19 protein-coding genes and 1 tRNA gene are annotated in these 17,401 nt (G+C 69.3%); 7 read left to right on the top strand and 13 right to left on the bottom strand.

Going from position 1 to position 17,401, the window contains the following annotated elements; translation table 11 throughout:
• Positions 1 to 22: 22 nt before the first annotated feature.
• The gene (locus DPR14_RS17635; RefSeq protein WP_158046322.1) at positions 23 to 1,084 is read right to left on the bottom strand and encodes an RluA family pseudouridine synthase; all 1,062 of its coding nucleotides are present in this window, start codon (positions 1,082 to 1,084) and stop codon (positions 23 to 25) included.
• Between the two features lie 23 nt (positions 1,085 to 1,107).
• Here DPR14_RS17635 and DPR14_RS17630 point away from each other — a divergent pair, with 23 nt between their 5' ends.
• The 6 genes from DPR14_RS17630 (at position 1,108) to trxC (ending at position 5,464) form a co-directional block, all read left to right on the top strand.
• Positions 1,108 to 1,500 carry a hypothetical protein gene (locus tag DPR14_RS17630; protein ID WP_192499002.1) on the top strand — a complete coding sequence of 131 codons (393 nt, stop codon included), beginning with the start codon at positions 1,108 to 1,110 and terminating at the stop codon, positions 1,498 to 1,500.
• 75 nt (positions 1,501 to 1,575) lie between these two features.
• The gene (locus tag DPR14_RS17625) at positions 1,576 to 2,604 is read left to right on the top strand and encodes a threonine aldolase family protein (RefSeq protein WP_158046321.1); all 1,029 of its coding nucleotides are present in this window, start codon (positions 1,576 to 1,578) and stop codon (positions 2,602 to 2,604) included.
• An 83-nt stretch (positions 2,605 to 2,687) separates the two neighbouring features.
• Positions 2,688 to 2,763 (top strand) — tRNA-Glu (locus tag DPR14_RS17620).
• 465 nt (positions 2,764 to 3,228) lie between these two features.
• A complete protein-coding gene (locus DPR14_RS17615; RefSeq protein WP_211103808.1) occupies positions 3,229 to 4,689 on the top strand; it encodes a permease in 1,461 nt (486 codons plus the stop codon).
• A 49-nt stretch (positions 4,690 to 4,738) separates the two neighbouring features.
• A complete protein-coding gene (locus DPR14_RS17610) occupies positions 4,739 to 4,981 on the top strand; it encodes a thioredoxin family protein (RefSeq protein ID WP_158046319.1) in 243 nt (80 codons plus the stop codon).
• A gap of 36 nt (positions 4,982 to 5,017) precedes the next feature.
• The gene (gene trxC, locus DPR14_RS17605) at positions 5,018 to 5,464 is read left to right on the top strand and encodes a thioredoxin TrxC (RefSeq protein WP_158046318.1); all 447 of its coding nucleotides are present in this window, start codon (positions 5,018 to 5,020) and stop codon (positions 5,462 to 5,464) included.
• A gap of 80 nt (positions 5,465 to 5,544) precedes the next feature.
• Here trxC and DPR14_RS17600 read toward each other — a convergent pair whose 3' ends face one another.
• Both DPR14_RS17600 and DPR14_RS17595 read right to left on the bottom strand, forming a co-directional pair.
• Positions 5,545 to 6,321: a sulfite exporter TauE/SafE family protein gene (locus tag DPR14_RS17600; RefSeq protein ID WP_158046317.1), complete on the bottom strand. Its 777-nt coding sequence runs from the start codon at positions 6,319 to 6,321 to the stop codon at positions 5,545 to 5,547.
• Between the two features lie 93 nt (positions 6,322 to 6,414).
• The gene (locus tag DPR14_RS17595; RefSeq protein ID WP_211103807.1) at positions 6,415 to 6,747 is read right to left on the bottom strand and encodes an ArsR/SmtB family transcription factor; all 333 of its coding nucleotides are present in this window, start codon (positions 6,745 to 6,747) and stop codon (positions 6,415 to 6,417) included.
• A 101-nt stretch (positions 6,748 to 6,848) separates the two neighbouring features.
• Between DPR14_RS17595 and DPR14_RS17590 the strand changes: the two genes are divergently transcribed.
• Positions 6,849 to 7,715: an MBL fold metallo-hydrolase gene (locus tag DPR14_RS17590; RefSeq protein WP_425500947.1), complete on the top strand. Its 867-nt coding sequence runs from the start codon at positions 6,849 to 6,851 to the stop codon at positions 7,713 to 7,715.
• 52 nt (positions 7,716 to 7,767) lie between these two features.
• On the opposite strand, the gene DPR14_RS17585 is transcribed toward DPR14_RS17590, so the two are convergent.
• The 10 genes from DPR14_RS17585 to DPR14_RS17540 all read right to left on the bottom strand — a co-directional run bounded on the left by DPR14_RS17585 (position 7,768) and on the right by DPR14_RS17540 (position 17,400).
• A complete protein-coding gene (locus DPR14_RS17585; RefSeq protein WP_158046316.1) occupies positions 7,768 to 8,103 on the bottom strand; it encodes a c-type cytochrome in 336 nt (111 codons plus the stop codon).
• A 251-nt stretch (positions 8,104 to 8,354) separates the two neighbouring features.
• Complete coding sequence (locus DPR14_RS17580; RefSeq protein ID WP_246148278.1) at positions 8,355 to 8,786, bottom strand: DUF3830 family protein; 432 nt, start codon at positions 8,784 to 8,786, stop codon at positions 8,355 to 8,357.
• Positions 8,787 to 8,803: 17 nt separating this feature from the next.
• Positions 8,804 to 9,763, bottom strand: a complete 960-nt coding sequence (locus tag DPR14_RS17575; protein WP_158046315.1) for an acetamidase/formamidase family protein — start codon at positions 9,761 to 9,763, stop codon at positions 8,804 to 8,806.
• A 4-nt stretch (positions 9,764 to 9,767) separates the two neighbouring features.
• Positions 9,768 to 10,877, bottom strand: a complete 1,110-nt coding sequence (atzD, locus tag DPR14_RS17570; protein ID WP_158046314.1) for a cyanuric acid amidohydrolase — start codon at positions 10,875 to 10,877, stop codon at positions 9,768 to 9,770.
• A gap of 32 nt (positions 10,878 to 10,909) precedes the next feature.
• Positions 10,910 to 12,364, bottom strand: a complete 1,455-nt coding sequence (locus tag DPR14_RS17565; RefSeq protein WP_158046313.1) for an amidohydrolase family protein — start codon at positions 12,362 to 12,364, stop codon at positions 10,910 to 10,912.
• Between the two features lie 8 nt (positions 12,365 to 12,372).
• The gene (locus tag DPR14_RS17560) at positions 12,373 to 13,431 is read right to left on the bottom strand and encodes an ABC transporter substrate-binding protein (protein WP_158046312.1); all 1,059 of its coding nucleotides are present in this window, start codon (positions 13,429 to 13,431) and stop codon (positions 12,373 to 12,375) included.
• A gap of 27 nt (positions 13,432 to 13,458) precedes the next feature.
• On the bottom strand, positions 13,459 to 14,232 hold the full coding sequence (locus DPR14_RS17555; protein ID WP_158046311.1) for an ABC transporter permease: 774 nt from the start codon (positions 14,230 to 14,232) through the stop codon (positions 13,459 to 13,461).
• On the bottom strand, positions 14,229 to 15,104 hold the full coding sequence (locus DPR14_RS17550) for an ABC transporter ATP-binding protein (RefSeq protein ID WP_158046310.1): 876 nt from the start codon (positions 15,102 to 15,104) through the stop codon (positions 14,229 to 14,231). The genes DPR14_RS17555 and DPR14_RS17550 overlap by 4 nt, the downstream gene beginning before the upstream one ends.
• A 20-nt stretch (positions 15,105 to 15,124) precedes the next feature.
• Positions 15,125 to 16,591 (bottom strand): allantoinase AllB, encoded by a 1,467-nt coding sequence (gene allB / locus DPR14_RS17545; protein ID WP_158046309.1) that lies wholly within the window; start codon positions 16,589 to 16,591, stop codon positions 15,125 to 15,127.
• A gap of 17 nt (positions 16,592 to 16,608) precedes the next feature.
• Positions 16,609 to 17,400 carry an SDR family NAD(P)-dependent oxidoreductase gene (locus tag DPR14_RS17540; RefSeq protein WP_158046308.1) on the bottom strand — a complete coding sequence of 264 codons (792 nt, stop codon included), beginning with the start codon at positions 17,398 to 17,400 and terminating at the stop codon, positions 16,609 to 16,611.
• Position 17,401 lies beyond the last annotated feature (1 nt).

Here is a 17,401-nt window from a genome sequence, read left to right as displayed (position 1 = left end):
ACGTCACAGCTCGGGTATAGGTTTAAATCGATTCCAAGCTGGCTATTAACCTTTGGATGTCCATAGGTAATTCGGATTCGAACTGCATCGGACGGGCGTCGCGCGGGTGGTTGAACCGCAGCGCCACGGCGTGCAGGGCTTGTCGACCGAATCCAACAACCGCGTCCCGCGCCGGTTCCGGAATTCCGCGGGCCCTTGATGCCGCCGACCCGTCGCTGCCGGTCCTTGCAGCTCCCCTAATTCCACTTTTCCGACCACCATAGACCGGATCGCCGATCAGTGGATGTCCGACATGGGTCATATGCACCCTTATTTGATGCGTGCGGCCGGTCGCCAGGGTGCATTCCACGAGTGACGCCCAGGTTCCGAACGCCTTGATCACGCGATAGCGGGTCAGCGCGGGCTTGCCGCCGGAGACGACCGCCATCTTCTTTCGGTCCGACGAACTGCGCCCGATATTGCCGGTGATCTCGCCCCGGGTGGGGGAGGGGACTCCGGCCACGACCGCCCGGTAGGTCCGGCTGAGCGACCGGTCGGCGAACTGGGCGGCCAGGCCGGCATGCGCCAAGTCGTTCTTCGCCACCACCATCAGCCCGCTGGTCTCCTTGTCGAGCCGGTGGACGATACCCGGCCTGCGGACGCCGCCGATGCCGGACAGGCGGTCGCCGCAATGCCACAGCAGGGCGTTGACCAGCGTCCCGTCGGCATTGCCCGCGGCCGGATGGACCACCATGCCGGCGGGCTTGTCGACCACCAGCAGGTCGTCGTCCTCGTAGGCGACGCTGAGCGGGATTTCCTGGGGGACGGGGAGCGCCGGTTCCGGCTCGGGCACCAGGACGTCGAAGATCTGGCCGGGTTTGACCCGCAATGACGGGTCGGCTATCGTCCGCCCGAGACTCGAAACCCGGCCCTGGTCGATCAGCGAGCGGATACGGGTGCGCGACAGGCCGTCGAGCCCGCAGGCCAGAAGCTTGTCCAACCGTTCGCCCCGGTCCGCCTCGGCCGCGGTGAAGCTGAACGGCTCGCCCCCCGGATCGGCTTCGCCGTCCGTGTCCTCAATGTCGTCCTCTTCTTCAGCCGTCATCTTCAACAGACTGGACCTCGATCGTGCGGGCACTCAAAGCCATCCTCGTCATCATGGGCCTCTTCATCGCCGCGGGGTTCGTCTTCATCAGCTATGAGGTCTACGACCGCATGACCGATCCCGAGCGCCGGGCGGAGCCGGGTGCTCCGCCGCCTCCACCGCCGGGCGGCATCGCCGAGACCGCCCTGGGGCTGCCCGAGGGCGCCACCATCGAAACATTGGTGCCGTCCGGCAGCCGGATCGTTTTCAGCGTGCGCCTGCCCGGCGGGCAGGGCGACCGCCTCTACGTGCTCGACCCCCGGAACGGTGCCGTGACCGCGACCGTCACGACCGGCCCGGCCAAGACCGGCTCGACGATCGGCTCGGCAAGCGGAACAGGCCCCGAGGATGCCCGGGCGGCCGCCCCGCGCCAATGATGCTCATCACACCCCGTTATACTATATCATTCCAGCATACAGTCGATCTTGCCCGCAACACCGGATCAGAGTCCCGTGAACTTCACCAGTGACAACGTGACCGGCGCCGCGCCGGAAATCCTTGAAGCCCTCGTCGCCGCATCGTCGGGCCCGACGCCGTCCTATGGCGAGGACCCGCTGACCGCCCGCGTTTCGGAAAGGCTGTCGGCCCTGTTCGGCCACGAGGTGGCGGTCTTTCCCGTGGCGACCGGATCGGCCGCCAACGCGCTGGCCCTGGCCGCCGTGGCACCGCCCTATGGCGCGATCTACTGCCATGAAATGGCCCACGTCAACACCGACGAGTGCGGCGCGCCGGAGATGTTCACCGCGGGCGCCAAGCTGGTGGGATTGCCCGGCGCCGGCGGCAAGATCGAACCCGCGACCCTGCGCGCCACCCTGGAAACGGCGGGCGCCGGCGTCGTGCACCATGTCCAGCCGGCGGCGGTGACGCTGACCCAGGCGACCGAGTCCGGCACGGTCTATACCCCTGCCGAGGTTGCGGCCCTGTCGGAGGTGGCACGGTCCCACGGCCTGCCGGTCCACATGGACGGCGCCCGCTTCGCCAATGCCGTGGCGCGGCTGGGCTGCTCCCCCGCCGACGTGACGTGGCGGGCCGGCGTGGACGTGCTGTCGTTCGGCGCCACCAAGAACGGCGCCCTGGCCGCCGAGGCGGTGGTCTTCTTCAAGCCGGAACTGGCCCGAAGCTTCGCCTTCCGCCGCAAGCGCGCCGGGCACCTGTTCAGCAAGATGCGCTTCCTGTCGGCCCAGCTCGACGCCTATCTGGAGGGCGGCCTGTGGCTGCGCCTCGCGACCCATGCGAACGCCATGGCCGACCGCCTGGCCGCCGGACTGACGGCACTGCCCGGGGCCGCCCTGCGCGACCCGGTGGAAGCCAACGAGATCTTCATCAGCCTGCCCGAGCCGGTCACCGCCGGCCTGCTGGAGCGGGGTTACGGCTTCTACCGCTGGGACGGCCCGGTGGTGAGGCTGGTGACGGCCTGGAACACCTCGGCCGAGGACGTGGACCGGATGATCGCCGACGCGCGGGCCTTGGCGAAAACTTGAAGGCGAAAACTTGAACGCCCGTTGAAATAGCCCTTGCGGGAGGCCGGCGCGTTGGTTATACAGCCGGCCTCTCGCCCAGCGATGTCCCCATCGTCTAGAGGCCTAGGACACCGCCCTCTCACGGCGGTAACAGGGGTTCGAATCCCCTTGGGGACGCCAGCGAAATGAAGCACTTAGGTCTGTTGGCCTTGCCACATCCCACTAACTTCTCACAATGTGGGATGCGCGTCGGTGCATTCTGGTGCTCGCTGTAATTATTCAGCGAAGGTGTTAGCTCCAGACGGAAGCCACCTTACCCTCGATGAGCTTCATGAACTTCCCTGTTGGCGGAATGCTAAGGGCGTCTGGCAAAACCTTGGGAGATTGACTTCGCCTGCCTGACGCGCATGGCGAAACCCCTTGTCAGCGATGAGTTGTAAGCGGTCGTGGCGCCGCTGTTGCCGGCCCGAACCGCCGCCCGATTCGGTTCAGGTCGCTGACCGCCGGCACCTTGCGGCCGGGCGGTCCCGGATCATCCGGATTTGCCGATATCATCGGCATGCGCTTTGACATGCGTCACGGCGGATGGCCCGATACCGTAGCTTAATCCCTCTCGACACGCTGCGAACCGAGGGGGTCCCTGCCGTGGAACCGTCCGCCATTCTCGTCCGGATCGTGCAGAGCGGGTTCGGAAGCCTCGCGGCCTATCTGGCCGCGCATGTGCTGCTGTGCCTCGTCCCGGCCTTTTTCATAGCCGGTGGTCTCTCCGCGCTGTTGCCGAAGTCGGTGATCACCCGCTTCCTGGGGCCTGGCGCGCCGAAGGCCATAGCCTATCCGGCGGCCACGGCCGCCGGAAGCCTGCTGGCCGTCTGCTCCTGCACCATCGTCCCGCTGTTCGCGGGCATCTACAGGAAGGGCGCCGGGCTGGGGCCGGCCATCACCTTCCTGTTCTTCGCGCCCGCGGCCAACATCCTGGCGCTGACCTACACGGGCGCCGCCCTGGGGGCCGAGTTCGCGGCGGCGCGTCTCGTGCTGTCGCTGGTCTTCGGTATCGGCATCGGAATGATCATGGCGCTGGTCTTCAGCAAGGACGACCGCGTCCATGCCGGCGAGGCCGACGGCGCTTTTGCCGGGAGCGAGCGCTTCCAACTCCCGGCCGTCGTCCTGATGCTGCTCCTGGTGCTGCTGCTCGTCGCCGGGACCCTGAAGGTCGGCATCCTGCTCGACAGCTATGCGAGCGTCACCCTGCCGATCCACGGAATGGACGAGGTCGAGGCGACGCTGCACCGGATGATCCCCTTCGATCCCGCGCGGGGAGAGGAGGGGATCGGCGCGCAAGGAGCGGTCCTCGTCCTGCTGCTGGGCATCATCGCGGCGGTGGCCCCGCTCGGACTGGGCCGGGTGGACGAGGGATTCAACCGCTGGACTTGGGCGGCGCTGGCTCTGGTCGTGCTGACCCTGGGGGTGGCCTCCGTCGGCGTGCAGCCCGGGGCCGACGGCGTCACGCTTCACCTGACCGGGAGGCTGGTGGGCGTGGCGGCTACCATGGCGGCGATCATCCGGGTCGCCTGCCGCCACATCGACCGGTTCGAGATTCAGCAATGGCTGTGGGAAAGCTGGCGGTTCGTCCGCCAGATCTTCCCGCTGCTGGTCGTCGGCGTCTTCGCGGTGGGAGTCCTGCGCGTGTTCATCCGGCCGGAATGGGTGGAGACGATGGCCGGCAGCAACACCGTGCTCGCCAATCTGGTGGGCGTCGTCTTCGGCGTGTTCATGTACTTCCCGACCCTGGTCGAGGTGCCGGTCGCGCAGATGTTCCTGGCGCTCGGCATGCATCCGGGGCCGCTGCTGGCCTACCTGATGGCGGATCCCGAATTGAGCCTGCAAAGCATCCTGATCACCGCCAGCATCATCGGCCGGACCAAGGCGTGGGCCTATGTCGGCCTGGTGGCGCTGTTCAGCACGGCGGCGGGCTTGACCTTCGGGGCATGGCGGGACGGAGTCAGCCCATGGCTGCTCGGTGGAGGCTTCGTGCTTTTCCTGCTGGTCCTCGCCGCGGTCCTGCATGCCTTCCATCGCCGGACCGGCACCATGACGAAGGCCGCCTGAGCCTCGAACGCTAACGTGAGCAACCACCGATTTGAAGGAGGATCGAACCATGCGAGTCAAAGTCCTTGGGCCGGGTTGCGCCCGCTGCAAGCGCCTGGAGGAGTTGACCCGGGAGGCGGCGCAGGAAGCCGGCGTCGCCGTCGAGATCGAGCATGTCACGGACATGGCCCGGATCCTCGATCACTCCGTCATCAGCACGCCGGGCCTCGTCGTCGGGGACGAGGTCAAGGTGTCCGGCCGGTTGCCGCGCCGGGAGGAGATCGTGGCCTGGCTGAAGCAAGCCGCCGCATAGGCCGGACCGGCGGAACCGCCAGGGAGGAGGTTTGCCATGTCCGAGAGCATTCACGTCGCATGCCCGAATTGCGACACCCTCAACCGCATGCCGCGCGACCGCCTGGGCCAGAAGGGCAAATGCGGCCGGTGCGGCGGCACCCTGTTCCAGGGCAAGCCGCTGGCCCTGGATGCCGACCGGTTCGCGGTCCATGCGGAGCGGAGCGACCTGCCGCTCCTGGTTGATTTCTGGGCCGCGTGGTGTGGCCCCTGCCGGATGATGGCCCCCGTTTTCGAACAGGCGGCGGCCCGGCTCGAACCCCGTGTCCGGTTGGCCAAGGTCGACACGGAAACCGTTCCGGAGCTGGCCGCCCGTTTCGGGATCAGGAGCATCCCGACCCTGGTTCTGGTCCACCGGGGCCGAGAAGTCGCGCGGACCGCCGGAGCGATGCCGCTTCCGGCGCTGCTCGCCTGGGTCGGGGAGCATGAGATGAAGTCGGGTTGAAATGTTCCGGTCGTCGCGGGCGCTGGCGACAGCCTCCGCGCGCCTGGCGACACCTCGTGTCGAGGCCCTGGTGAAGGCGATCAGAGCAGGCCGAAGGCGCCCGCGTTCCGGTACAGCATGTAGGCGGCGACGGCGAACATGACGCCGGCGAAGATTCGGGTCAGCGCCCCCTTGCGGGTGGACAGCCGGACCGCCGCCTTCAGCCCGGCGAAGCCGCCCGCCAGCCCGCCCGCGATGAACAGGCCCGCGACCGTCCAGTCGATCAGGCCGGAAACGGCGTAGTTGGCCGCCGTGGTGAGGCCGAAGGCGCCGACCGAGAACAGGGAAGAACCGACGGCATTGAGCACCGCCATGCCGCTGCCGAACAGGATGCCGGGCACGACCAGGAAGCCGCCGCCGATCCCGAACAGGCCCGATACGGTCCCGACCAGGAACCCGATGGCCAGCAGCCGAGCCGCGATGCGCCGGTCGATGTGGACCGTGGAATCACCCTCGCCGCCCCGCCGGCGCAGCATGGAAACCCCGACCGCGACCATCGCCAGCGCGAACAGGAACAGCAGCTTCTCGCCCTCCACCGCCTTTCCGATGGTCGACCCGACCAAGGCCCCGAGCACGCCGGAGGCGGCGAAGGTCACGGCGCACGGCCACTTCACCGTCCCGGCCCGGGCGTGCTGGGCAAGGTTGGCGAAGGCGCTGACGGCGACCGCCAGCGCGCTGGTGCCGATCGCGACGTGGGGATCCGGCATTCCCACCACGTAGAGCAGCAGCGGCACGGCCAGGATCGACCCCCCGCCGCCGATCAGGCCGAGGGTAAATCCGACCAGCGAGCCGGACAGGATCGTGAGGAGTTCTTGCATCGGGGCACCCTCGGGCTGTTGGGGGCGGGCTGTTGGGGGCGGGCTGTCGGGAGCGGGCTGTCGGGAGCGGGCTGTCGGGAGCGGGAAGGCGCGTCAGCCGGGTCGGCTTTCGGCGCGGAACAGACGGTGCAATTCGGCCAGGGTCGGGCGGATACGGTCCGATGCGATGCGGTAGTGGATCGCGGCTCCCTCGCGCCGGGTCGCCACGGGATCCTCTTCGCGCAGCTTCGCGGGATGCTGCGACACGTTGGACTGGGATCGGCCCAGCCGCCGGACCAACTCGCCGGCCTGCATCTCGCCTTCGGCAAGCGAGCACAGGATCATCAGGCGCTGGCGGCTCGCCAGCGACCGCAGGAACGATTCCGCCTCTGCGGCCTGCGCCTCCAGCTCTGCCGGGTTCATCGGACTGCCGTTCGGTTCGACCATTTAAATAGCATCATCTAATTTAGTATTGACTAATATAATGGATGGACACACCTGTTCAAGCAACAACGCGAGTGGCCCTCGGAAGGGCCGTACAGGAGGTCATGATGAAACCGGAGGTCATCCCCTTTTTCGACGAGGCGACCAACACCGTCAGCTACGTGGTCGTCGATCCCGCCACCAAGGCCGCGGCCCTGATCGACAGCGTGCTCGACTTCGACCCGAAATCGGGGCGCACCTCGACCGCCTCGGCGGACCGCCTGGTCGCGGCGGTGCATGAGCGCGGCCTCACGGTCGAGTGGATACTGGAGACCCATATCCACGCCGATCACCTGTCCGCCGCTCCCTACCTGAAGGAGAAGCTCGGCGGGCGCATCGGCATCGGGGAGCATATACGCGAGGTCCAGAAGGTCTTCCGGACCCTGTTCAACATGGAGCCGGCCTTCGTCACCGACGGGCGTCAGTTCGACCACCTGTTCGCCGACGGCGAGCGGTTCGATGTCGGCGGGCTTGAGTGCAGGGCCATCCACACGCCGGGCCACACGCCGGCCGACATGACCTATGTGGTCGGCGACGCGGCTTTCGTCGGCGATACGCTGTTCCAGCCCGATTACGGCACGGCGCGTTGCGACTTCCCCGGCGGCGATGCCCACGCCCTGTACCGCTCCATCCGGCGCATCCTGGACCTGCCGCCCGAAACCCGGCTGTTCACCGGCCATGACTACAAGCCACCGGGCCGGGATCATTTCGCCTGGGAAAGCACGGTATCTCTGCAGCGGGCGCGCAACGTCCATGTCCATGACGGCGTGGGCGAGGAGGAGTTCGTCGCCCTGCGCGAGGCCCGCGACAGGACGCTCGACATGCCGAAGCTGATCATCCCTTCGATCCAGGTGAACGTCCGGGCGGGCCGGTTGCCGCCGCCGGAGGGCAACGGCAAGCGCTACCTGAAGATCCCCATCGACGCTCTTTGAGGGAGGGTTCGGGAAGGAAAGGGGTGCCCGGTGCGCTCAGGCCGTGGCCGGCTCAGCGCGCCAGGGTTTCAAGATAGGCCGCGATGTCGATGATCTCGGCGTCCGACAGGGAGAGGTTCGGCATCGGCGGGTGCGGATCGGCCAGCCACTGCCTCAACCGGGCGAATCCCGGATCTCCCTGCGCGGCGGGAATATCCCTGGCGATGCGCTCCAGGCTCGGGACCGCGTCGGTTCCGGCTCCCGAGACGACGTGGCAGGACGAGCACCACTGTTCGGCGATGCGTCCCCCGGCGGCGGGATCGCCGCTCCGCGCCTGGCCGGCGTCGGTGACCCAGGGGGTCGCCGCGGCTCCCAACAGGATCGCTGCCTTCCAGGATAGTCCGGCCATCTGGCGCTCCTCATGAAGGTCACGGACGGCGTTGCCGCTCGTCCCACTCCCATATGCCGGTGATGGCACGCCAACGCCCCGGCCGCATTAACCTGGATCAGGAAAACCTGTCGAACCGTTCGGAACACCGATGCGCGCTCCGCGGAGGCGGCAACCCACACCGTGTTGAGGTCGTAGAGGCTGGGCGCGGTGAAGACGAGGTGCCCCAGCCCCCCGCCGGGACCTGCATGAGGGACCTGCATGATCGTCCCTCACGATCCGGGCTTCCCGTCACGCCGCCTCGAACCTGATCTTCTGGGCGCCGTGCCACAGGGCGAGGCGGCCGACCTCGGGCAGGTTCTCCAGTCCGAGGTCAGGGTGATGAAGTGGTTGCCGGCCAGCTGGCCCATCTTGCTGGCGAACTGCACCCCGCCATAGGCCAGCAGGATCTCGGTCTCGCTGATCCCGCCGGGATACAGGATGATCTGGCCCGGGGCCGGATAGCTGGTGTGGTTCTCGTATCCGACGCCGAAATCATAGTCGCCGAGCGGGATCCAGACGCCTTCGCCGCTCCAGCGGACATGGACGACCTGGGAATCGAACGGCAGGCGCTGGATGAAGGCGGCACAGGTCTTCGGCGCCGCCTGGAGTTCCAGTCGTGCGTCGAAGACCATCTCGTTGATGGTGATCTTCAGATTTTCCATGGTCTCTCTCCTCCCCGTCAGGGGATTGGTTTCGTCCGGAGCGCCCAGCGCCCCAGCATGGCATGGATGCCCTTGCGCCGGTTCACCAATTGCGTGACGCGCAGGTCGGCTGCAAGGCTGCACAGCCGGTAGGCTTCCTCCTCCGACAGGGGCGTGCGTTCGGTGATCAGCCCGATCATCTCTATCAGGGCCATGCGCGCGGCCTCGTCCAGGTCCTCGTCGAAGCCCATGGTGATCAGGTGGTCCGGCGTTTCCGCCCGGGGAGACGTCAGTCCGGCCCGCTTTACCAGGTCGATGCGGAAGGTTCCGGTCAGGCCCGTCTCCACCGCGGTCAGGCAGACCTCCCCGTCGCCCTGGGCGGCGTGGCCGTCGCCGGCAGAGAACAGCGCGCCCTCCGTCCAGACCGGCAGGTACAGGACCGATCCTGCCGTCAGCTCCTTGTTGTCGATGTTGCCGCCGAAGGCTCCCGGCACGATCGAGGTGAGCCGCCCCAGGTCCGGCGCCGGCGCGGTGCCCATCACGCCGAAGAAAGGACGGGCCGGGATCTCCAGCCCCCAGGGCGTCAGCACCTTTCCCGCCGCCCGGTCGATCGGCAGGTGTATCCGCCGGTGATCGGGGAACCGGTCCGGCAGGGCTCCGGCGCCCGGCCTGATCAGGTTGAAGCCCCAATTCTCGCGCAGCGCCACGTCCAGGATCTCGACGCGAAGCGCGTCGCCCGGTTCGGCGCCCCGGACGGCGACGGGGCCGGTCATGATGTGCGGCCCCATGTCCGGCTCGACCGCGTCGAGGATGCGCCGGTGCTCGGGCCGGACCGTCATGCCGGAGCCGGGCGGCGGCAGGTCGTCCCGGCCGCCGCTCACGGTATGGATGACGACGGTGCCGCCGCCGGCGATCTCGGCGACCGGGGCCAGCGCCGCGTCGAAATGGCCCCAGTGGACCGTTCCGGGTTCGGGGAGGAGTTCGATCCGGCCGGGCATCGGCTCAGGCCCGTTCCGCGATGATCGCGACCGGCCCGCCGCCGTCCGGTCCCTGGTGCTCGGCCCCGCCGGAAACGAACAGGTCGGTCATGCCCATCGTCCCGGCCAGCACGCCGGCGACGAAGGCGCGGGCATGCCGGGTCGCCGAGATGTCGCTGTCGTCCAGCATCGTGTGCCGCAGCCCCCGCACGGTGCCGCTTCGCGACGCCTCCGCCTTGGCGAGCACGGCCCTGACCCTGGCCCGCGCGGAGGCGTCGAGCTGCCCCTCCGCGTCGAGGCCCAGCCGCGCCAGCGCCGCGCGCAACGGGCCGATGTCGGCGGCATCCCGCATCACCGCATGGTCGATGGCGAGCGGACCGGTCCAGTCCGGACTCATGCCGAGCACCAGGATCTCGTGGCCCATCAGCTCGATCCCCGACGAGGTGCTGGCCCGCCCGGACCACAGGCCCATGTCGGTGCCGATGGCGCCGTTGGGGATTTCCCCGATCGACAGCTCGCCCAGCGCCACGGCGACGCCCAACGCGCTGGCGCCGCGCGACAGCCCCATGGACTTCAGCGTGTCGCGCGTGGCGGTCGCCCGGCCCCGGGCCTCGGCCTCGGCGGCGCGGGCCGCCGTCAGCAGCGGGCACTTGATCTGCACGAAATGCACGGCGGCCGGATCGGCGATGCCCGCTCGCTCCATGGCGTCGGCAACTCCCCGCGCGACCATCTCCACCTGGGCGCGGCGGCCCAGATGCTCGGGCGGCAGGTCGGGGGTGATGGCGCTTCCCATGGCGAGCGCCGGACCGCGCGCCGACTCATCCGACTCCCGGCGCTCGAACACGATCCAGTGGGGGGAGAGGGCGCCCTCGGTCCCGCCGGACATCACGAGGCAGACGCGCCCGGCCGCCTCCCGCCCGACATGCCCCTGGAGGAACAACTTGAGGCTTTGGGTGGCGAAGCCCCGGCTGAAATCGTTGACGCAGCCGTTTCCTTCCGTCTTGCCGAGGATCGCGACAATCCCGGCCGGGTCCAGCTCGCCCGCCCGGACCAGCCGTTCGAGCCCGGCCACGTCGTCGGGGCCGGTGGTCGCGACGCGGTGGACCGCGACGCCGGGGCGAATGCCTGATGTCATGATGTGTCCTGGTCTTCCGTTCGTTGGGCGGCTCAGCAGCAGGGTGCCGCCGCGAAATGCCGGTGCAGCGCGCGGCCCAGCTCCGGCAGCGCGGCCCGCAGGGCGTCGTTCTCCTTGATGCCGTGGCGCATCCGGTCCAGCAGCTCGGCCTGGGCGGCGTCGTGGTCGATTCCCGTCACCTTGCCCCGCCGCACGACCGTCCGTCCCGCCACGATCACCTCGGCGACATGGCCGGCGCCGGCGCGGGCGAACAGCAGGTCGCGCGGCGACAGGTCCGGCACCAGCCGGTCGGAGTCCAGCCTTCCGGTGTCGAGTAGCAGCAGGTCCGCGGGCGCTCCGGGTTCGATGGCGCCGCCCTCGTCCCGTCCGGTCACGGCGGCACGCCCGTTGGCCAGGGCGATCCGCAGCATCGCCGTCTCGTCGATCGCGGTGTCGAAGCCCCAGCCGCGGTGCAGCGCGTTGGCGAGGCGCATCTCGCCCAGCGCGTCGTCGTCCTCGTTCAGCGTCAGCCCGTCCAGGCCCAATGCTACCTTGCAGCCGCGCGCCACCATCTCGGCCACCGGCGCGATGCCGGACCGGATGCCCAGGTTGGAGCCCGTGTTGACCGCGACCGTGGCGCCTGATTCGGCGATCAGGTCCAGCTCTTCCGGCCGCGCCCAGGTGCAGTGCGCCAGCGTCAGGCGCGGCGACAGCAACCCGATCCCCTTCAGGAAGGCGAACATCCCCCCGGGTTCTCCGGCGAAATTGCGGTCCGCCCAGTCACGCTGGTAGCGCGTCTCCAGGCAGTGCATATGCACCCGCCGGCCGGTCCGGGCGGAGGCGTCGGCGACGGCACGCAGCAGCCCGGGCGAGCACCACTGGACGCCGGTCGGCCCGTACTGCACGTCCACCAGGTCGCCGGCCGCGGCGCCGGCCACTTCCTCGACCAGCCGGATCTGGTCCTCGACGGGCATCGGGGCATTGCCGGTCCGCCGGGCGATCTCGCGCCGGGCGTCCTCCGGCAGCAGGGCCAGCACTTCCTCCGACGGGCCGTAGACCAAGGGGTTGCGGTCCTTCAGCGCGACCGCGAAGCCGATCCGCACCCCGATGTCGGCGGCGGCGCGGGCGACCTCGGCGGCTTCCAGGGGAAGCGGGGTCAATCCCTGCACCCGCGTATGATGGACCATGACGGCGCCGGCCCCGCCCAGGGCGCTGCGGCCCAGCGAGGCCGCGGCGGCGAGGTACGGGTCCACCGCCGGCAGCAGCGCCAGGTACTGGAGCCAGAGTTCCAGCGGCTTGCCCGCCGCCCCGAAGGAACTGGACCGCACGGGCCGGCCGTGGTCGTGGGCGTTGACCAGCACCGGCAGGACGAACAGCGGGTCGGCCTCCCCGTCGATCCCCGCCACGCCGGCGATCCGGCCGCCGTCGAGCGAGACCCGGCACGGCCCCTGCAGGTCGTAGCCCCTGCCGTGGAGCAGGCCGGCGCAGGCGATGGATCTTTCCGTCATGTCGGGCCTCAATTCCCCGCGCCGGCGACGAGGCGCCGGTCCTGCGGCGGCAGGAACGACCGGTCGAACACTTGCGACGGCTCGGGCTTCCGCGGCAGGTCGTAGGCTTCGGCCATCACCGCGATGGACCGCTCCAGCCGGGCGTCGTCCACGTCGCCCAGCCCGATCTTCCGCGTTTCCGGCGTGATCATCAACCGGTCGAAGGCGAACCGCACCCGGCGCCCCTCGCTGCCGGCATCGACCAGCGGCTCGACCGCGGTCAGCGCCTTCACGCCCATGTCCGGATCGGCCATCACGTCCTGCACCGCCCGATTGATCGCCCGGACCAGCCCTCGGACCGCCTCCGGCTTGTCGCGGGCAAGATCCCGGGACACCATCACGCCGTTGGAATAGAGGTCCAGCCCGTGGTCGGCATAGTCAAGCCAGCGGAAATCGCCGTCCGGGTCCTGGCCCTGCTGGATCAGGTTGACGTAGCTGGTCACGTTGAATACCAGGGAGGCCGCGACCTCGCCGCGGATCAGCATCTGCTCCTGCAGGTTCGGCTGCATGTTCAGCACCTCGACCGACGGCTCCGCCACGCCGTTCCGCGCCAGCAGCGCCGGAAGCAGCCGGGTCGCGGCACTGCCGGCCGGGCCGCCGACCTTGCGGCCGGCCAGGTCCTTCATGTCCTCGATGCCGCTGTCCGTCCTGGTCAGCACCGCGAAGGGCGGACGGTTGTAGATCTGGTAGACCATCACCGGCGCCTCGCCGGGCTTCTGCGCCGCCTGCTGGATCACGGCGTTGATGTCGCCGAACCCGGCGTCGTAGGCGCCGGACATGATGCGGGTGACGGTGGCGGCGGACCCCTCGCCCTGGTCGATCGTGACCTCCAGCCCCTCGTCGCGGAAATAGCCCTTGTCCTGGGCGACGAAGTACCAGGCGTGGATGCCCTGGTACTTCCAGTCCAGCGTGAAGCGGATCGGCGTCGGCTCCCGGGCCTGGGCCGGGGTGACGGCGAACGGCTGCGAGACGGCGAGCGCGAGGCCGAACCCGGCCGCCAGGGCGGCCCGGCGGGATATGTCGATCATGGTGTTCTCCGATGCTGTGCGCGGGCGTCAGCCCATCGCGAATTCGGTCTTGCGGTTGGCCCAGCCGGTCACGCGGCGCTCGATCAGCGAGAAGACGACGTAGAGCGCGATGCCGAGGCCGGCCAGGATGAAGAGCCCGGCGAAGACCAGGGGGACGTTGAAGTTGGAGGAGGCGATCAGCATCATGTTGCCGATCCCCCGGTTGGACGCGACCGTCTCCGCGATGACCGTGCCGACGAAGGACAGCGTGACCGCGACCTTGAGGGAGGCGAACAGGTACGGCATGGCGCGCGGCAGCCCGACGTTCAGCAGGATGTCGCGCTTGGTCGCCTTCATCGTGCGCAGCACGTCCTCCAGCTCCGGCTCCGTGGTCGCCAGCCCCGTCGCCATGTTCACCACCACCGGGAAGACCGAGATGATCATGGAGGTGAGCACCGCCGGAACCGTCCCGGCGCCGAACCACAGCACGAAGATCGGCACCACCGCCACCTTGGGGATCGACGAGAAGCCCACCAGCAGGGGGAACGCCACGTTGTAGGCCAGCCTGGACGACCCGATCAGCATTCCGATCAGCACCCCGGCGGAGACGCCGAGCGCGAACCCGACCAGCGTGGTGTAGAGTGTCTGTACCGCGTGCGGCATCAGGGCGGGCCAGCGCTCCACCAGCACCATGACGATCTGGGACGGGCGCGGCAGGACGTATTCGCTGATGCCGAACAGCAGGCAGCCGACCTCCCATGCCACGAAGACCCCGGCGATCAGGGCGGCGGACGCGATCTTCTCCCGGTTCAGGCTGGTCATGGGGTACCTCCCGCGGCGCTCCGGGCCTCGACGATCAGGGTGCGCAGCTTGTGGGTCAGGTTGGTGAAGCCCGGCTGGTAGGTCGTGTCCAGCGTGCGCGGGCGGGCGAAGCCGACCGGCTCGTCCACCAGGATCCGCCCGGGCCGGGCGCTCATCACGACGATGCGGTTGGCCAGGAAGGCGCTCTCGCGCAGGTCGTGGGTGACCAGCAGCACGGTCGGCTTGCCGTCGATCCACAGCGTCTGGAGGATGTCCCAAAGCTCCTCCCGCGTGAACTGGTCCAGCGCGCCGAACGGCTCGTCCAGCAGCAGCAGGTTGGGGTCGTGGATCAGCGCCCGGCACAGCGAGGCCCGCTGCTGCATGCCGCCCGAGAGCTGCCAGGGATACTTGCCGCCGAAGCCGCCCAGGCCGACCTTGGCCAGCAGAGCTTCGGCCCGGTCGCGGTACTCGCCGTGCCGCTTGCGCTTCCAGTCGGCCCGGAAAGGCTGCACGATCTTGAGAGGCAGCATGACGTTGTCGCGGATGCTCAGCCAGGGCAGCAGCGTCGGGTTCTGGAAGGCCATGCCGATCCGCACGTCCTGCGCCCCGACTTCCCGCCCGGCCACGAAGACGTGGCCGCTCGACGCCTTCAGCAGGTCGCCGACCAGCTTCAGGATCGTGCTCTTGCCGCAGCCCGACGGTCCGACCAGCGCGATGAAGTCGCCTTCGCCGACCTGGAGCGTGATCTCGGAGAGCGCCTGGGTGGCGCCCGGCCCCTTGCCGTAGGAGACGGTGACCTTTTCCAGTTCGATGAACAGCTTGCGCGGGGACTGCTGGTCCGGGTCCGGCTTCAGCGGGATCGGGACCAGGCTGGGTGATTTCGCCGTCTGCATGGATGTCCTCGGGTTCGTCTTCACTCGGCCGCCCGAACGGACGGAGCCGTCGCGCCAGCCGGACGGGCGCCGGTGATCGCGGCGGTCGTCTCCTCGACGTGGCGGGGCTGGGGTTCCGGCATGGCCTGGACCCGGCCGACCGGAAGGCCCCACCCGGAGGCATCCTCGACCAGCCGGCGGTACCGCATCACGAACCGACCCCGAACCAGCGTGTGGATCGGCGCGCCCACCGTTTCGAACCCCTCGAACGGCGTGATCCTGCCGCGCGAGTGCAGCGCGTCGGCGCGGACCGTTTCGCGCCGGGCCAGATCGACCAGCGCGATGTCGGCGTCGGCGCCGGGCATGATCGCCCCCTTCCGCGGATGGAGGCCGAACGCCTTGGCCGGGGCCGTCGAGGACAGCCGCACATAGTCGGTCAGCGACAGGCGGCCGGCGTTCACCTGGGTCAGCATCAGCGGCATCTGGGTCTCGACGCCGGGGAAGCCGCAATCGGCCGTCCAGATGTCGTCCCGCACCTTTTCCCCGGGATCGTGCGGCGCGTGGTCGGTCGCGATCATGTCGATCGTGCCGTCCCTGAGGCCCTCCCAGAGCGCCTGCTGGTGATGCCGCTCGCGGACCGGCGGGTTGACCCGGATGATCGAGCCCAGGTCGGCATAGGCCCGCTCGTCGAACAGCAGGTAATGCGGACAGGTCTCGCCGGTGACGTCGACGCCGCGCGCCTTCGCCTCCCGCAGCGGCCGCAGCTCGTCGCCCGAGGAGATGTGCAGGACGTGGATGCGGGCGCCGGTCCATTCAGCCAGGATCGCGGCGCGCGACACCGCCTCGGTCGCGACCACGGCGGGGCGCGACGCCAAGTGGGCGAGCGGATCGCGCCGGCCGGCGGCCATCAGCTTGCGCTGGCGCCACGCCATGATGGAGGCGGTCTCGGCATGGAGCGAGATGCGAAGCCCGTGCCGCGCGATGATCTCGAACCCTTCCAGCATGGCGCCGGTGGAGGGCGAGGGCAGGTTGCCGAAGGTGTTGCCCATGAAGCATTTGAACGCGGCCACGCCGCCCGCGACCAGGCCGTCCAGCTGGTCCAGGTTGTCCTCGGCGAGCAGCCCGTACAGGCCGTAGTCCACGTGCGCCTTGGCCGCCGCCTGCTGCTTGATCCTCAGCGCCTCGACCGTGCCGGTCGGCGGGTCGGTGTTGGGCATCTCGAAGACGGTGGTGACTCCGCCCATGGCCGCCGCCGCCGTTCCGGTCCGCCAGTCCTCCTTGTGGGTATAGCCCGGTTCGCGGAAATGGACGTGGGCGTCGATCGCGCCGGGCAGCAGGTGCAGGCCGGCCGCGTCGAAGGTCTCCCGCGCGGCCGGCATGGACTCGTCCGCGCCCACCGCCAGGATGCGGCCGTCCTTGACGGCGACGGCGCCCCGGAAGCTGGCTTGGTCGGTGACGATGGTGCCGCCGGTGATGACGAGGTCGGCGAGGGTCTTTCCGGTTTCCATGTTCCTGTCGTCCTGTGTCAGAGGGAGGCCCAGCCGCCGTCCACCGGCAGATCGACGCCGGTGATCTGGCGGGCCGCGTCGCTGGCGAGGAAGAGGCACGCCTTGGCCACGTCCTCGCCGGTGGAGACGCGGCGCAGCGCGTAGTCGGCGGCGTGCCGCTCGGCCGCCTCCTCCTCGGTGATGCCGAGCCGCCGGGCCATTTCCGGCACGACCTTGCCGCGGAAGCGCGGCCCCTCGACCATGCCCGGCGCCACGCAGTTGACGTTGACGTTGTAGGGCCCGGCCTCCAGCGCGAAGGACTTGGTGATGCCGCGCAGGCCCCACTTGGACGCCGAATAGGCCATCCGGCCGGCCCGGCCGCGCATCCCGAAGGTGCCGCCGACATTGACGACCTTGCCGTAGCGCTGGTCGATGAAGGTCGGCATGACGGCGCTCATGGTGTTGAAGCATCCCGCCATGTTCAGCTCCACGATCTCGTCGAACTCCTCGCGGGTGGTCTCCCAGCCGGTCTTGCCGACCGGGCCGGAGCCGCCCGCCACGTTGACCAGCACGTCGATCCGCCCAAAGGCCGCGAGCGTCCGTTCGGCCGCCCCGGCGCATTGCGCCTCGTCGGTGATGTCGCAGTGGATCACGATCGCCTCCGCGCCCAGCGCCCGGACCTTGGCGGCGACCGGCTCGATCGCGGCGACGTCGCGCCCGACCAGCGCCAGCCGGCAGCCTTCGGCGGCAAAGGCCATGGTGACGGCCTCTCCCATTCCTTTCGCGGGGCCGGTGATCATCACGACCCGCGATTTCAGACCCAGTTCCATG

Origin of the sequence: Skermanella pratensis, assembly GCF_008843145.1 — a bacterium.
GTDB lineage: Bacteria > Pseudomonadota > Alphaproteobacteria > Azospirillales > Azospirillaceae > Skermanella > Skermanella pratensis.
This window is presented reverse-complemented; position numbering and strand designations above follow the sequence as displayed.

Excerpts from the sequence above, each read along its gene's own strand:
- DPR14_RS17635 (WP_158046322.1), bottom strand. The coding sequence starts at position 1,084 with ATGACGGCTGAAGAAGAGGACGACATTGAGGACACGGACGGCGAAGCC.
- DPR14_RS17610 (WP_158046319.1), top strand. The coding sequence starts at position 4,739 with ATGCGAGTCAAAGTCCTTGGGCCGGGTTGCGCCCGCTGCAAGCGCCTG.
- trxC (WP_158046318.1), top strand. The coding sequence starts at position 5,018 with ATGTCCGAGAGCATTCACGTCGCATGCCCGAATTGCGACACCCTCAAC.
- DPR14_RS17600 (WP_158046317.1), bottom strand. The coding sequence starts at position 6,321 with ATGCAAGAACTCCTCACGATCCTGTCCGGCTCGCTGGTCGGATTTACC.
- DPR14_RS17595 (WP_211103807.1), bottom strand. The coding sequence starts at position 6,747 with ATGGTCGAACCGAACGGCAGTCCGATGAACCCGGCAGAGCTGGAGGCG.
- DPR14_RS17590 (WP_425500947.1), top strand. The coding sequence starts at position 6,849 with ATGATGAAACCGGAGGTCATCCCCTTTTTCGACGAGGCGACCAACACC.
- DPR14_RS17585 (WP_158046316.1), bottom strand. The coding sequence starts at position 8,103 with ATGGCCGGACTATCCTGGAAGGCAGCGATCCTGTTGGGAGCCGCGGCG.
- DPR14_RS17580 (WP_246148278.1), bottom strand. The coding sequence starts at position 8,786 with ATGGAAAATCTGAAGATCACCATCAACGAGATGGTCTTCGACGCACGA.
- DPR14_RS17575 (WP_158046315.1), bottom strand. The coding sequence starts at position 9,763 with ATGCCCGGCCGGATCGAACTCCTCCCCGAACCCGGAACGGTCCACTGG.
- atzD (WP_158046314.1), bottom strand. The coding sequence starts at position 10,877 with ATGACATCAGGCATTCGCCCCGGCGTCGCGGTCCACCGCGTCGCGACC.
- DPR14_RS17565 (WP_158046313.1), bottom strand. The coding sequence starts at position 12,364 with ATGACGGAAAGATCCATCGCCTGCGCCGGCCTGCTCCACGGCAGGGGC.
- DPR14_RS17560 (WP_158046312.1), bottom strand. The coding sequence starts at position 13,431 with ATGATCGACATATCCCGCCGGGCCGCCCTGGCGGCCGGGTTCGGCCTC.
- DPR14_RS17555 (WP_158046311.1), bottom strand. The coding sequence starts at position 14,232 with ATGACCAGCCTGAACCGGGAGAAGATCGCGTCCGCCGCCCTGATCGCC.
- DPR14_RS17550 (WP_158046310.1), bottom strand. The coding sequence starts at position 15,104 with ATGCAGACGGCGAAATCACCCAGCCTGGTCCCGATCCCGCTGAAGCCG.
- allB (WP_158046309.1), bottom strand. The coding sequence starts at position 16,591 with ATGGAAACCGGAAAGACCCTCGCCGACCTCGTCATCACCGGCGGCACC.
- DPR14_RS17540 (WP_158046308.1), bottom strand. The coding sequence starts at position 17,400 with ATGGAACTGGGTCTGAAATCGCGGGTCGTGATGATCACCGGCCCCGCG.